This window comes from Mesorhizobium sp. Primo-A, from assembly GCF_003997175.1.
Lineage (GTDB): Bacteria > Pseudomonadota > Alphaproteobacteria > Rhizobiales > Rhizobiaceae > Mesorhizobium > Mesorhizobium ciceri.
Map to the genome: position 1 here is coordinate 58,410 of NZ_RZTG01000005.1, position 13,887 is coordinate 72,296.

The window sequence follows — 13,887 nt, forward strand, 5'->3', positions numbered from 1 at the left end:
AAAATATTGCGTTTTGAAGCCGGCAAATTGAGCGAAAAGTCATATAATCAAGAGGATGGTCGATGATCGACGAGACCTCACAAGATGGTGCGTTGCGGCGTGATCTCGCCTTCCACTACCGGCTTTACGGCGCGGCGGATTCAACGGGCGACTGCTTCTTCCTGCTGCATGGGTCGGGTGTCGACGAGACGACATTGGTGCCGCTGGCGCGAGAGATCGCACCGCGTGCCACGCTCGTCGCGGTGCGTGGCCGCGTTGTCCAGGAGGATGGTTTCCGCTGGTTCGCGCGGATCACGCCGACGCGCTTCGAACAGGCGAGCATCCGCACCGAAACCGAGGCCTTTGCGGGCTTCGTCGCTGACGCGGCCACACGCCATCATCTCGACCTCTCGCGCACAATTTTCCTCGGCTATTCGAACGGCGCCAATCTGGTTTCGAGCCTGATGCTGCTGCATCCGGGCCTTGTCGAACGCGCCGCGCTGCTGCGACCGATGCCGGTGCTCGATGATGTGCCGGCGACGGAGCTGTCAAAGGTGCGGGTGCTGATGATCGCCGGCGCCGCCGACCTCACCTATGCGCCTTTCGCCCCTGCTCTGGTGACATTGCTCAGTCGGCATGGCGCCGAGATCGACGCCAGGATTGTCTCATCAGGTCATGAATTCGGCAGCGCCGACGCGGCAATCGTCAGGCAATGGCTGGCGGGACCGGCGGCGGTGGCGCAGGCAGGCTGACAGGCTCGCCGCCACGACCAGCCGGCCTACCCTCTTCCCATCCGGTTCCAGGCATCCAGCCCAGCGATCTTGTAGGCTTCGGCGAGCGTTGGATAGTTGAAGGTGTTGTTGACGAAGAAGTCGACGGTGCCGCCGAGATTGATCACCGCCTGGCCGATGTGGATGAGCTCGGTGGCGCCCTCGCCGATGATGTGCGCGCCGAGCAGACGGCGCGTTTCGATCGAAAACAGCAGCTTCAGGAAGCCGGTGTTGACACCCATGATGTGGCCGCGCGAGGTCTCGCGAAAACGCGCCACGCCGACCTCGTAGGCCGCACCGCTCTCACGCACCTGTTCTTCGGACTGGCCGACCGTCGAGATTTCCGGCACCGCATAGATGCCATAGGGGAAAGTTTCCGGCGGCGGCGGCAAGGGCACTCCAAAGGCATGGCAGGCGGCCACCCTGCCCTGCTCCATCGAAGTCGAGGCCAGGCTCGGAAAGCCGATGACGTCGCCGGCGGCATAGATGTTGGGCACGCTGGTCTGGAAGGATTGCGGATCGACCTTGATGCGCCCTCTGGAGTCGGCGTCGATGCCGACGACATCCAGGCCCAGGCTGCCGACATTGCCGGTGCGGCCGGCGGCGTAGAGCACAACCTCGGAACGGATGGTGCGGCCATCGGCCAGTTCCACTTCGGCGGCGTCCGGCTTGGAGCGGATCTCCTTCACCGCGCTGCCCAGCCGGATGGTCATGCCGCGATCGCGCATCTGGTGGATGAAATCGTCGACGATCTCGCGGTCGACGAAATCGAGGATGGAGTTGCGCGGCTCGACCAAGGTTACCGGCACGTCGAGCGCGGAAAAGATCGTCGCATATTCGACGCCGATGACGCCGGCGCCGATCACGGTCAGCGTGCGCGGCAAGCGATCAAGCTCCAGCATCTCGTCGCTGTCGAAGACGCGGGTCTTGTCGAAAGGCACGTCGCGCGGGCGGTGCGGCCTGGTGCCGACCGCTATCAGCGCATTGGTAAAACCGACCTCGCTGTAATCGCCAGTGTCTGATGTCAGGCTGACCTTGTTGGGGCCAAGGAATTTCACCGCGGCGCGAGCGCTCTTGACCGTGTTGCGCATGAACTGGTGCTGCAGCACCTCGACCTCATGGTCGAGCGTCTTGTGCAGGCGCTCGACCAGATCGCCGACCGAGATATCCTGCTTGACCCGGTAGCCGCGCCCGTAGAAGCCGCGCTCGCGCCAGCCCGAAAGATTGAGCACCGTTTCGCGCAGCGTTTTCGATGGGATGGTCCCGGTATGCACCGAGACACCGCCCAGACGCCGGCCGCGGTCGACCACCAGCACGGACTTGCCGAGCTTGGCCGACTGCACCGCGGCACGGCGGCCGGAAGGGCCGCTGCCGATGACCAGCATGTCGTAGTCCATATTGCCCCGTCCCCTGTGCGCTCTGCTGCGCCGCAACAAGCTAATGCTATCCGCGCCGCAAATTCAACCAGTTCACATCGGGCCCGACGCCATCGAAGCTGGAGCACCGCTGGAAGCGCGATCTTGATTCCGCCACAGGCCTTCACCATTTCATGGCTGAGCGGTCCGCACCCTATGCCGTGGCCCTGTTACGAGGAAATGACATGAACGCGCGCGTTCTCGACGGCGAAATCATCACCAGCAGGCTCGACGATGTCAGGGCCTATGACGGCGTGCGCACGAAGCGCATCTTCGCCTTCATGATCGACTATGTCATCGTCGCGCTGCTCACCATCCCGTTTGCCATTCTGGTGTTCTTCCTCGGGCTCTTGACCCTCGGGCTTGGCTGGATGCTGTTCGGCATCCTGTTGCCGACTGTGGCCATCCTCTACATCTGGAACACGCTGGGCAGCACCGATCAGGCCACCACGGGCATGAAGATGATGGGCATCCGGCTCGACCGGCTCGACGGCAGGCCGATCGACGGCCTCACTGCGGTTGTCCATTCGGTGCTGTTCTGGGCCGGCAATGTCATCCTGTCGCCGCTTGTCCTGCTGGTAACGCTGTTTTCCGACCGCAAACGCACCTTGCACGATCTTTTACTTGGCACGGTCGTCAGCCGCACCGACCGCTGAAACGGCCCTCTGAAGAGCAGTCGCTACCGATTGAGCACAAATGTGAAGGCGTCGAGTCGACCGCGCCCACATAATCCTGTTGAATTTTTCGCCATCCGCGCCAAAGGTAGAGCGATTCGAAGGAGTGTTTCCAAGGCTCGATGACGCAGCATCCGACCCAGTCGCCGCAGTTCTTCCTGACCGCGCCGTCGCCGTGCCCCTATCTCGACGGCCAGTTCGAGCGCAAGGTGTTCACGCACCTGGTTGGCGACAAGGCGGCGGAGATGAACGACCTGTTGACGCAAGGCGGCTTCCGGCGCTCGCAGAACATCGCCTACAGGCCGGCCTGCGAGACCTGCCGCGCCTGCGTTTCGGTACGCATCCTCGCCCAGGAATTCGTCGCCAGCCGCAACATGAAGCGCGTGCTGCAGCACAATTCCGATCTCGTCGGCTACATGCACAATGCCGAGCCCTCGACCGAACAATATTCCCTGTTCCGCAGCTATCTCGACGCCCGCCACCGCCGTGGCGGCATGTCCGACATGACGGTGCTCGACTATGCGATGATGGTCGAGGACACCCATGTCGACACCAAGGTGATCGAATATCGGCGGCGCGGACCTGACACCTTCATCACCGGCAAGGGACAGGGCGAGCTGATCGCGGTGGCGCTCACCGACAAGATGGCCGACGGCCTGTCGATGGTCTACTCCTACTTCAATCCCGATTTCGAGGAGCGGTCGCTCGGCACGTTCATGATCCTCGACCACATCGCCCGCGCCAGGGCGATGGGCCTGCCCCATGTCTATCTCGGCTACTGGGTCAACGGCTCGCGCAAGATGAATTATAAGATGCGCTTCATGCCGCAGGAGCATCTCGGCCCCAAGGGCTGGGAGCGCTACACCAACGAAGCGGTTTCACGCTGAGCTTTTCCAAGGTCCGCCTTTAAACTGTTTCAAGGCAGGGGATGCTGGTCTTTCAGCCGGTTGGCTGGAGAGAGTGCGCCATTGCACCGGCCGGCCGCCAGCCTGCATTTCATTGCGAAAGTTCCTGCATGTCCTCTCATCACGATCACCAGAAAGGTCTTTTGATAACCGCCATCGGCGGGCTCACGCTGACTGTCGACATACCGTTGATCCGCCTCGCCGACGGTGGCGCATGGACGATCATGCTGCTGCGCACCGGCACAACTTTCGTCGCGGCCATGGTCATCTGGTCGGTCTGGCGGGCACTCAGCCGAAACGCCCCGCCGCTGATCCCCGGCTGGTCCGGCCTGATCGTGGCGATATGCTACGGGCTGACCGGGATCACCTTCGTCACCGCCGTCTACCACACCTCGACCGCCGACCTGGTGTTCATCCTGGCCTTCAACACCGTCTTTGCGGGGTTGCTGTCCTGGATATTCCTGCGCGAGAGGCCGCGGCTGGTGACCATCGCGGCGATGGCGATCATGATCCTCGGCGTGCTGGTCATCGTCGGCGGCTCGGTCGGCACCGGCAAGCTGTTCGGCGATTTCATGGCGCTGTGCTCGGCCTTCTTCATCGCGGTGGCCATCACCATCTCGCGCGCCAGCGGCAAGGACATGGGATTCACCTCGCTCGTCGGCGTCCTTCTGCCGCTCGCGCTGGCGGTCTTCATGGTGTCAGGCGAAGGCTTTCATGTGAACGCGCCATGGTGGATCGTCTTCAACGGCGCCATCATCATGCCGATCTCGTTCTTCTGCCTTGCCGCCGGGCCGAAATACATTTCAGGACCGGAAGTGGCGATGTTCTACCTGCTCGAAACGGTGCTGGCGCCGGTCTGGGTGTGGATGATCTTTGCCGAGGCACCGACCCGCAACAGCCTGATCGGCGGCGGGATCCTGATCGTCACGCTCGTCGCACACTCGCTCTGGCAGCTGCATGAAGGGCGTAAGCGCCGGGTCGACTTCGCGGTGCATCACCCGGTCTAGCGACAATTCGGCTTACGGCGCAAAGCCGGTCGTTATCAGGCGCTGGCTTTCTTCGCCGCATTGGATTCCGGCAGGACCTCGATCTGCGGACCGGACTCGATTTCGGCCGCCGAATCGGCGGCCGTCTCGTCGGCCAGCTCCACTTCGCGCAGCCATTCGCGCCAGATGGCCACGAGCAGCGCCATAAGCACCGGGCCGATGAACAGGCCGAGGAAACCCATAGTCTTGACGCCGCCGATCAGGCCGAAAAAGGTCGGCAGGAAGGGCAGTTTTATCGGCCCGCCGACGAGCTTCGGACGCAGTGTCTTGTCGACGATGAACAGCTCGACCGCACCCCAGAGGAACAGTGCCAGCCCGGCCATCGGCGAGCCGCTGGCGGCGAGGTAGATCGAGACCAGCGTGAAGGACAGCGGTGCGCCGCCGGGGATCAGCGCCATGACGCCGGTCAGGGCGCCAAGCGTGACCGGCGACGGCACGCCGGCCAGCCAGTAGGCGATGCCCAGCACCAGCCCTTCGCCGATGGCGATAACGGTCATGCCGGTCACGGTCGAGGAGATCGTCGCCGGCACGACGCGCGAAATCCGCTCCCATCTGGTCGGCAGGATGCGCTCGCCGAGACGGTCGACCTGGCCCGCAAAGTGCTCGCCGTCGCGATAGGCGAAGAACAGCGCGATCATCATGAACAGCAGCGTCAACAGCAGGCCGAAAGCACTGCCGCCTGCGGCCAGCACGCCGCGATAGATGCTGCCGATATTAGCGCCGCTGACCAGCTGGATCAGCTCACCAATGCCGCCGGGATGGCCGAAATTGGTGGTCCACTGTTCGTTCAGCCACTCGCCCACGACAGGCATGGTGGCGATCCAGTGTGGCGTCACCGCGCCGTGGCGGTTGGTCTCGATCGCCCAGGCGACCCATTCGCGGACCTCGTTGATCGCATAGGTGCCGGCGAGCGCGATCGGGATCACCAGGAAGGCGAGGATGAACAGGATGGCGAAGGTCGCGGCGATGGTGCGGTTGCCGCCGACCGCGACAAGCAGGCGGCGGTAGAGCGGCCAGCTGGCGAAAGCGATGACGAGCGCCGCCAGCACCGGAAACAGGAAGCCGTGGAAGAAATAGACGCCGGCGGCAACGATCAGCACCAGCAGCCAGCGTGCCGCCGACAGCGGCGGGATGACGGCTGCCCTGAGCGGCGTCGACAGGCCGAAGAGGCGCTGCTGCCGTTCCGGTTTCTGGATTCTTGCTTCCTTCAAACGCCTGGCTCTCCCAAACACCCCTCCTGTCTATGCACTGATATAGTGCAGCAATCGTGACGATAGTCCAAATGAGATGGTGAAGCTGCCAATCTCCCCCCTCGTGGGGGAGGCCCGGCAGGACAGAGGGGGGTGTGAAGGATCGCGGCCTTGGATTTGGACCGTGAGCCGCAAACCAATCGAGTATCTGTGAACTCGACCGTCGGCGGGACAGCGCCCCCCTCTCCCTGCCGGGCATCTCCCCCACGAGGGGGGATCGGCAGCTTCACTCGCTACCCAAATTTCCCCGTCCTCGGGAATCCCTTCGGCACCATGCGTCCGGCCGAGGCACGGGCGCCGATCCATTCAGCCAGTTCCTCGCGCGACCTTGTGAAGGTGCGGTCGGCTGAATCCTGCCAGGAGAGGCCGCTCTCCAGCGTGAACGGCTTGAGATCGAGAAGGCCGCCATCCTTGTATTTCTGCAGGCGCACGCCCTTGCCGCGGCCCATCTCCGGAATCTCTGCGAGCGCGAACACCAGCATTTTGCGATTCTCGCCGACGATGGCGAGATGGTCGCCGGTGACCGGGATGCAGCGCTTGGCTTCGTCCGGCGCCTTGACGTTCATCACCTGCTTGCCCTTGCGGGTGTTGGCAACGACTTCCTCCTCCGGCACGATAAAACCGTTGGCGTCGTGCGAGGCCAGCAGCAGCTTGCGCTTCGGATCGTGAACGAAGGCGGTGACGATGTCCTGGTCATTGTCCATATCGACGATGATGCGGATCGGCTCGCCATGGCCGCGCCCGCCAGGCAGCCGGTCGGCGCCGATGGTGTAGAACTTGCCCCCGGTGGCGAAGACCAGCACCTTGTCAGTGGTCTGCGCATGGAAGGCGAGCTTGAGGCTGTCGCCCTCTTTGAAGGTCAGCGTCGAGAGATCGGCCAGATGCCCCTTCATCGCCCGCAGCCAGCCCTTTTCCGAGACGACGACGGTGACCGGCTCGCGCTCGATCATGGCATGGGCGATGTCGGTCAGATCATGCTCGGGCGCGTCGGCGAACTGGGTGCGGCGCTTGCCGAGCTCGGTCTCCGGACCGAACTTGTCGCGGATGTTGGTGACTTCCCACTTGATCGTCGCCCACTGCTTCTCGTTTGAAGCAAGCAGTGCCTCGATCTGCTTTTTCTCCGCGCTCAGGCCGTCGAATTCCTTGCGGATCTCGAATTCTTCAAGCTTGCGCAGAGCGCGCAGCCGCATGTTGAGGATGGCTTCGGCCTGGGTGTCGGTGAGCGACCAGCGGGCCATCATGACCTGCTTTGGCTCATCCTCCTCGCGGATGATCCTGATCACCTCGTCGATGTTGAGGTAGGCGATCAGGTAGCCGGCAAGTATCTCCAACCGTCTTTCGATTTCGCCGAGGCGATGTTTCGAGCGGCGGACCAAACCCTCGCGGCGGTGCTCGAGCCACTCCTGCAGCACGCCCTTCAGCGACAGCACGTTGGGCACCTTGCCGCGCGACAGCACATTCATGTTGAGCGGGAAGCGGCTTTCGAGCTCGGTCAGCTTGAACAGCGATTCCATCAGGATGCCGGGGTCGACCGAACGGCTCTTCGGCACCAGCACGACGCGGACGTCCTCGGCGCTTTCGTCCCTGATGTCCTCGAGCAGCGGCAGCTTGCGCGCCATCAGCAGCTCGGCGATCTTCTCGATCAGCCGCGCCTTCTGCACGCCGTACGGGATTTCGGTGACAACGATGCTCCAGGTGCCCCTGCCCTGGTCCTCCTGGAACCACTTCGAGCGCACGCGAAAGCCACCGCGACCGGTTTCGTAGGCTTCGAGGATCGAGGCGCGGCTGTCGACGATGATGCCGCCGGTCGGGAAATCCGGCCCCTGGACAAAGTCCATCAGCTTCGCCACCGGCGCGTCCCGGTTTTCGATCAGGTGAAGTGCGGCATCGCAAAGCTCGGCGGCGTTGTGGGGCGGGATCGATGTCGCCATGCCCACCGCGATGCCGGACGAGCCGTTGGCCAAAAGGTTGGGAAAGGCGCCGGGCAAAACCACCGGCTCCTCGTCTTCTTCATTGTAGGTCGGCCGATAATCGACGGCATCCTCGGTGATGCCGGACAAAAGTTCGGTCGCCACATCGGTCATGCGCGCTTCGGTGTAGCGCATGGCGGCGGCGTTATCACCGTCGATGTTACCGAAATTGCCCTGCCCGTCGACCAGGGGATAACGCATCGAGAAATCCTGCGCCAACCGCACCAGCGCGTCATAGATCGACTGGTCGCCATGCGGGTGGAACTTGCCCATCACCTCGCCGACGATGCGGGCGCATTTGGCAAAGCCCTGATCGGGGTTGAGCCGCAGCAGGCGCATGGCGTGCATGATGCGGCGATGGACCGGCTTCAGTCCGTCGCGCACATCGGGCAGCGCCCGGTGCATGATGGTCGACAGCGCATAGGCCAGATAGCGCTCTTCCAGCGCCTTCTTCAGATCGACCGGCTCGATGTGATCGCCACCGCCATTTTCAGGCGGCAAAAGCCTTTTTCCCATGGGCTCGGACTAGCCGAGCGGGTGATTCGCGGCAAGAGCCCGACGGAGATACCGGCCTTTCTGCAACATGAAACCATACCCCAGCGGATGTCGGCCAACATCAGCCTGTTACATGCGGGCTCTATCGCCAAGCGCGACGATATCCGGCTATCGGCTCTTCATGACAAATTCACCGGTTTGCGCAAAGACGGTGGGATCGGGTTTGCCTTTCACCGCGATTTTTGACCAATGTGCCGGGACACGCCTTTTTCCGGTCCAGTTCGTCACGGAATGGTGATGGCGCAAATAATTGAAAAAACAATTTCAGGACACTCTCAGGGACCTTGCGATGACAATCAAACGCTCAATTCTCAAGAAACTGGCTTTTTCGACCTTCTTGCTCACGCTGCCGCTGAATGCGGCCCTCGCACAGGATACGGCAGTGGCCGACCGGCTGAAGGCAGCGCTTGTCGCACAAGGTGTCGACATCACCTGGACCGGGGTGACCGGCGACAACACCAGCATGGTGCTGCAGGGCGTTGCCATCAAACCGGCGGCGGAGAAGGAAGCGCTTCCCATCGGCGACGTCAAACTCGAAGGCGTGACCGAGGCAAATGGCGGCTATGACATCGCCACCGTATCAACGGCTGCCTTCACACACAGCAAGGACGGCGTCACCCTCGACCTCAGCCCCTTCGTCATCCACGACATGACAGTTCCGGCCGACGGTTCCACCGGCCCGCTGGGCTCGCTGATGATGTACAAGTCCGCCGAACTCTCGAACATGACCGTCAAGGTCGCCGACAAGACCGCCTTCTCGATGGACGGGCTTGCCATCGAGATCACGCCGCCGGCGGACGGCAAGGCGATGGAATTCACCGCCACCACGGAAAAATTCAATGCCGACCTGACGCTGGTGGACGATCCCAAGTCCAAGGAAGTCATCAACGCGCTCGGCTACCAGAACATCGCGGGCAATCTCGAAATGGCCGGCACCTGGCAGCCCACGGACGGCAAGATGGAACTGTCGAAATACGACATCTCGGTCGAGAATGCCGGCACGCTCGGCATGACCTTCAATCTCGGCGGCTACACGCTGGACTTCATCAAGTCGCTGCAGGAAATGCAGAAGAAGATGGCGGCACAGCCGGAAGGCGCCGACAATTCGGCGCAAGGCATGGCCATGCTCGGCCTGTTGCAGCAGCTTTCGTTCAACAGCGCCTCGATCCGCTTCGACGACGATTCGCTGACCAACAAGGTTCTGGACTATGTCGGCAAGCAGCAAGGCATGTCCGGCAAGGACATCGCCAACCAGGCCAAGGCGATCGTGCCGTTCGGCATGGCGCAGCTCAACAATCCGGAACTGACTGCGCAGGTTACGGCCGCGGTCAGCAAATTCCTCGACGATCCGAAGAGCCTCGAAATCTCGGCCGAGCCGCCGGCATCCGTGCCGTTCGCGCTGATCATGGCGGGTGCCATGTCCAACCCGCTCGATCTGCCCAAGACGCTCGGTGTCACCGTCAAGGCCAACGAAGACTGATCGAAGCGATCTCGCTATGCGAAAAGCCCGGCAGCGATGCCGGGCTTTTTCTTGGGATTAGCGAATCGAAAGAATCGGTTCGGGCGGTTCTTTAAAGCATCGCCCAAAGCGCGCGATCAGGCGTCCTTCTTGGGCACGGCAACGCGCAGCGCCAGGTCGCGAAGCTGCTGCGGGCTCGCTTCCGAGGGTGCATTCATCAACAGATCATAGGCCTGCTGGTTCATCGGGAACATGGTGATCTCACGCAGGTTCTTGGCGCCGAGCAGCAGCATGACGACGCGGTCGACGCCGGCGGCCATGCCGCCATGCGGCGGTGCGCCATACTGGAAGGCACGATAGAGGCCGCCGAAGCGCTCCTCGACCGTGGCGCGGTCCAGCCCTACCGTCTCGAACGCCTTGACCATGGTTTCGGGCAGATGGTTGCGGATACCGCCTGAGGCGATCTCGAAACCGTTGCAGACCATGTCGTACTGGAACGCCTTGATGCCGAGCAGGTCCTCGCCATTCAGCGCATCGATGCCACCTTGCGGCATCGAGAACGGGTTGTGGGCGAAGTCGATCTTCTTCTCTTCCTCGTTCCACTCGAAGAACGGGAAGTCGACGATCCAGCACAGCTCGAAACGCTCGCGGTCGACAAGGTTCAGCTCCTCGCCGGCACGGGTGCGCGCAGCCCCCGCGAAGGAGACGAACTTCTTCGGGTCGCCGGCAACGAAGAAGGCGGCGTCGCCATCGGCAAGGCCGAGCTGAAGGCGGATCGCCTCGGTGCGCTCCTCGCCGATGTTCTTGGCGAGCGGACCGGCGCCTTCGAGCTTGTCGCCCTCCTTGCGCCAGAAGATATAGCCCAGCCCCGGCTGGCCCTCGCCCTGCGCCCAGGAATTCATGCGGTCGCAGAAGGCGCGGCTGCCGCCGGTCTTGGCGGGAATGCCCCACACTTCGGCCTTCGGGTCGCTGGCCAGGATGTTGGCGAACACCTTGAAGCCGGAATCGCGAAAATGATCGGAGACGGCCTGCATCTCGATCGGGTTGCGCAGGTCCGGCTTGTCGGAGCCGTATTTGCGCATGGCCACATCATAGGGAATGCGCTGGAAATTCTGCGTCACCGGCTTGCCGTTGGCGAAGGTCTCGAAGACCCCGCGCATGACAGGTTCCATGGTCGACAGCACGTCGTCCTGCTCGACGAAGCTCATTTCGAGGTCGAGCTGGTAGAATTCGCCGGGCAGGCGATCGGCACGCGGGTCCTCGTCGCGGAAGCAGGGCGCGATCTGGAAATAGCGGTCGAAGCCCGACACCATGATCAGCTGCTTATACTGCTGCGGCGCCTGCGGCAGCGCATAGAAGGTGCCGGGATGGATGCGCGACGGCACCAGGAAGTCGCGCGCGCCTTCCGGCGACGACGCGGTCAGGATCGGCGTCGAGAATTCGGTGAAGCCGACCTCGCCCATGCGCTTGCGCATTTCGGCGATGATTTTTGTCCGCGCAATGATGTTCTTGTGCAGCGTCTCGCGGCGCAGGTCGAGAAAACGGTATTTCAGCCTGATATCCTCGGGATAGTCAGGCTCGCCGAACACCGGCAGCGGCAATTCCTTGGCCGCCGACAGCACCTCGATCTCGCGGGCGAAGATCTCGATCTCGCCGGTCGGCAGATTGGCGTTGGTGGTCTCGGGCAAGCGCGCCTTGACCTCGCCGTCGACGCGGATGACCCACTCGCCGCGCACGGTCTCGGCGACCTTGAAGGCAGGCGAATCCGGATCGGCGACGATCTGGGTCAGGCCATAATTGTCGCGCAGGTCGATGAAGAGCAGGCCGCCATGATCGCGCACGCGATGCACCCAGCCGGACAGGCGAACGGTCGAGCCGACGTCGCTCTTCCTCAACTGGGCACAGGTATGGCTGCGGTAACGGTGCATTGTCATTGGTAAAGTCCGGGGTGCTGGGTTGCAGGCCAAGCATCAAGCCCGGCCTCAAAATTTGCGCGAAAAGCGCATGGGAGGCCGGATTTGTCAAGGCAAGCGGCTTCGACAGGACATCCGTTGTAAACTTGGGCGGCACAATGGATAGCGATATCCTCTACCGCTACGTTTACGGCAAATGAGATCAGGATATGCAAAACCAGAAGCTCTTTCTGACACCTCAAGAGCGCAGCCGCATCGTCAACCTGCTTGACGCGGCTCGCATAGACGATTGGGCGCGGTTCAAAGCCCTCTCCGATGGTGACTTTCCGAACGACGAATCGATGCGGGAGCAGTTCGACGGATCGCGGCTCATAATCGACTACGATCGTATCGACCCGGAACAGCAATTCGCTGTTGGCGTAGATCCCGACGGTTTCCGGCTCATCACCGGTCAGTTGCCTCCGCGCGACGATCAACGGCAACAGGTGATCATGACGATCTATAGCAAGAACCTAAACGACGGCCCGTTCATAAGCGTTTGGACCTTCCACGAAGAGTTGGACATATCCTCGCTGTAGTTTGCCGGGAATTGCTGCTGGCGTTGGCCAGGGCGATGGTCCAAGAAGGGATCACCGACACGTGATCGCCTCTTCATGTCCTCCATCCGCCCGATGATCCCGCTTCTTCTCGCCGCAGGCATCCTGCTCGGCGGCAATGGGCTGCAGAGCACGCTGATCGCGCTGCGCGGCGCGCAGGAAGGGTTTTCCGCTTCCGACATAGGCCTGATGGGCACCTTCTACTTCGCCGGCTTCCTGCTCGGCTGCCTAGCCATCACCCGCATCATGAAGGCGGTCGGCCATATCAGGGCATTTTCGGCGCTGGCGGCAATCGCCTCAGTCGGCACCTTGCTCCTGGTGCTGGTCATCGATCCGGTGATGTGGTGCGCGGTGCGTCTTGCCGGCGGCTTCTGCTTCGCCGGGCTGTTCACCATCGTCGAAAGCTGGCTGAATTCCGGCGTCAGCAATCACGATCGGGCACGCGTGCTGGCGATCTACCGGATGGTCGACATCGGTTCGGTGACATCAGCCCAGTTCCTGATCCCGATCTTCGGCGCTGGCGGTTTCGCTATCTTCGCCATCATGTCGATGATGATCACGCTGTCGCTGGTGCCGGTGTCGCTCGGCGACCGCTCCAACCCGACACCACCCGAAGAGGTCAAGCTCGACCTGGCGCGCGTCTGGCGGATTTCGCCGCTGGGCTGCTTCGGCTGCATCGCCGTCGGCGTCACCAACAGCGCCTTTCGCACCTTGTCCCCGGTCTATGCCGAGCAGATCGGCATGTCGGTCGCCGATGTCGTGACCTTCGTCAGCGTCGGCATCTTCGGCGGCGCCATCATCCAGTATCCGCTCGGCTACCTCTCCGACCGCTGGGACCGGCGCCGGGTGCTGCTGATGACGACCTGCTGCGCGATGCTTTCGGCGCTGGCGCTGGTGTTCATCGCCGGTAGCAATCCGCTGCTCAACTTCGTCCTCGTCTTCATCTTCGGCTGTTTCGCCATGCCGCTCTATTCGTTGTCGGCGGCCCACTCCAACGATCGCGCCGACACCGGCGAGTTCGTGCTGATCAACGCGGCGCTGATGCTGTTCTATTCCTTCGGCGCGATCGGCGGCCCGTTCGCCGCCTCGACGGCGATGCAATATTTCGGACCGGGCGCCCTGTTTGTATTCAGCGCGGTGGTCTATGCGATCTTCATCGCTGTCATCCTCTACCGCATGCAGGCTCGGTCCGGCGTGCCGGCGGGCAGGCGCGGCCGCTTCATTGCGCTCCTGCGCACTTCGACGGTTTTCGCGCGGCTGGCCAGGAGAAACGGCGATTCCGACGGTCCGGGAACCTCATGATGGCGGTGCCAAAGCTTGACGAAAGCCCCGGCGGCTGAAATCTAGGAAGACCT

General features: G+C 62.5%; 12 protein-coding genes. 8 read left to right on the top strand and 4 right to left on the bottom strand.

Annotated elements, in window-relative coordinates:
- Window positions 1-62: 62 nt before the first annotated feature.
- Window positions 63-731, top strand: a complete 669-nt coding sequence (locus EOC83_RS10930) for an alpha/beta hydrolase (protein WP_063167759.1) — start codon at window positions 63-65, stop codon at window positions 729-731.
- Window positions 732-757: 26 nt separating this feature from the next.
- Here EOC83_RS10930 and sthA read toward each other — a convergent pair whose 3' ends face one another.
- Entirely contained in the window at window positions 758-2,146 is a 1,389-nt protein-coding gene (gene sthA, locus EOC83_RS10935) for a Si-specific NAD(P)(+) transhydrogenase (protein WP_063167758.1), read from the bottom strand.
- Window positions 2,147-2,349: 203 nt separating this feature from the next.
- On the opposite strand from sthA, the gene EOC83_RS10940 reads away from it, so the two are divergent.
- From EOC83_RS10940 to EOC83_RS10950, 3 genes are all read left to right on the top strand, one after another.
- Window positions 2,350-2,820: an RDD family protein gene (locus EOC83_RS10940; protein WP_063167757.1), complete on the top strand. Its 471-nt coding sequence runs from the start codon at window positions 2,350-2,352 to the stop codon at window positions 2,818-2,820.
- Between the two features lie 140 nt (window positions 2,821-2,960).
- Window positions 2,961-3,725 carry an arginyltransferase gene (locus EOC83_RS10945; protein ID WP_013532274.1) on the top strand — a complete coding sequence of 255 codons (765 nt, stop codon included), beginning with the start codon at window positions 2,961-2,963 and terminating at the stop codon, window positions 3,723-3,725.
- Between the two features lie 128 nt (window positions 3,726-3,853).
- Window positions 3,854-4,750: a DMT family transporter gene (locus EOC83_RS10950; protein WP_063167756.1), complete on the top strand. Its 897-nt coding sequence runs from the start codon at window positions 3,854-3,856 to the stop codon at window positions 4,748-4,750.
- A gap of 35 nt (window positions 4,751-4,785) precedes the next feature.
- Here EOC83_RS10950 and EOC83_RS10955 read toward each other — a convergent pair whose 3' ends face one another.
- Both EOC83_RS10955 and parC read right to left on the bottom strand, forming a co-directional pair.
- Window positions 4,786-6,000 carry an AI-2E family transporter gene (locus EOC83_RS10955; RefSeq protein ID WP_063167755.1) on the bottom strand — a complete coding sequence of 405 codons (1,215 nt, stop codon included), beginning with the start codon at window positions 5,998-6,000 and terminating at the stop codon, window positions 4,786-4,788.
- Window positions 6,001-6,272: 272 nt separating this feature from the next.
- Window positions 6,273-8,525 carry a DNA topoisomerase IV subunit A gene (parC, locus tag EOC83_RS10960; RefSeq protein WP_127325936.1) on the bottom strand — a complete coding sequence of 751 codons (2,253 nt, stop codon included), beginning with the start codon at window positions 8,523-8,525 and terminating at the stop codon, window positions 6,273-6,275.
- Between parC and EOC83_RS10965 the strand changes: the two genes are divergently transcribed.
- Window positions 8,481-8,750 carry a hypothetical protein gene (locus tag EOC83_RS10965; RefSeq protein ID WP_127423385.1) on the top strand — a complete coding sequence of 90 codons (270 nt, stop codon included), beginning with the start codon at window positions 8,481-8,483 and terminating at the stop codon, window positions 8,748-8,750. The genes parC and EOC83_RS10965 overlap by 45 nt on opposite strands.
- Before the next feature lie 103 nt (window positions 8,751-8,853).
- A complete protein-coding gene (locus EOC83_RS10970; protein ID WP_063167753.1) occupies window positions 8,854-10,044 on the top strand; it encodes a hypothetical protein in 1,191 nt (396 codons plus the stop codon).
- Window positions 10,045-10,160: 116 nt separating this feature from the next.
- Here EOC83_RS10970 and aspS read toward each other — a convergent pair whose 3' ends face one another.
- Window positions 10,161-11,951 (bottom strand): aspartate--tRNA ligase, encoded by a 1,791-nt coding sequence (gene aspS, locus EOC83_RS10975; RefSeq protein WP_063170205.1) that lies wholly within the window; start codon window positions 11,949-11,951, stop codon window positions 10,161-10,163.
- 194 nt (window positions 11,952-12,145) lie between these two features.
- Between aspS and EOC83_RS10980 the strand changes: the two genes are divergently transcribed.
- Both EOC83_RS10980 and EOC83_RS10985 read left to right on the top strand, forming a co-directional pair.
- Window positions 12,146-12,514, top strand: coding sequence for a hypothetical protein (locus EOC83_RS10980; RefSeq protein WP_024504702.1), 369 nt, complete (start codon window positions 12,146-12,148; stop codon window positions 12,512-12,514).
- A 75-nt stretch (window positions 12,515-12,589) separates the two neighbouring features.
- Window positions 12,590-13,834, top strand: coding sequence for an MFS transporter (locus EOC83_RS10985; protein WP_063167752.1), 1,245 nt, complete (start codon window positions 12,590-12,592; stop codon window positions 13,832-13,834).
- Window positions 13,835-13,887 lie beyond the last annotated feature (53 nt).

Excerpts from the sequence above, each read along its gene's own strand:
- EOC83_RS10980 (WP_024504702.1), top strand. The coding sequence starts at position 12,146 with ATGCAAAACCAGAAGCTCTTTCTGACACCTCAAGAGCGCAGCCGCATC.
- aspS (WP_063170205.1), bottom strand. The coding sequence starts at position 11,951 with ATGCACCGTTACCGCAGCCATACCTGTGCCCAGTTGAGGAAGAGCGAC.
- EOC83_RS10950 (WP_063167756.1), top strand. The coding sequence starts at position 3,854 with ATGTCCTCTCATCACGATCACCAGAAAGGTCTTTTGATAACCGCCATC.
- EOC83_RS10930 (WP_063167759.1), top strand. The coding sequence starts at position 63 with ATGATCGACGAGACCTCACAAGATGGTGCGTTGCGGCGTGATCTCGCC.
- sthA (WP_063167758.1), bottom strand. The coding sequence starts at position 2,146 with ATGGACTACGACATGCTGGTCATCGGCAGCGGCCCTTCCGGCCGCCGT.
- EOC83_RS10940 (WP_063167757.1), top strand. The coding sequence starts at position 2,350 with ATGAACGCGCGCGTTCTCGACGGCGAAATCATCACCAGCAGGCTCGAC.
- EOC83_RS10945 (WP_013532274.1), top strand. The coding sequence starts at position 2,961 with ATGACGCAGCATCCGACCCAGTCGCCGCAGTTCTTCCTGACCGCGCCG.
- EOC83_RS10985 (WP_063167752.1), top strand. The coding sequence starts at position 12,590 with ATGTCCTCCATCCGCCCGATGATCCCGCTTCTTCTCGCCGCAGGCATC.
- parC (WP_127325936.1), bottom strand. The coding sequence starts at position 8,525 with ATGGGAAAAAGGCTTTTGCCGCCTGAAAATGGCGGTGGCGATCACATC.
- EOC83_RS10970 (WP_063167753.1), top strand. The coding sequence starts at position 8,854 with ATGACAATCAAACGCTCAATTCTCAAGAAACTGGCTTTTTCGACCTTC.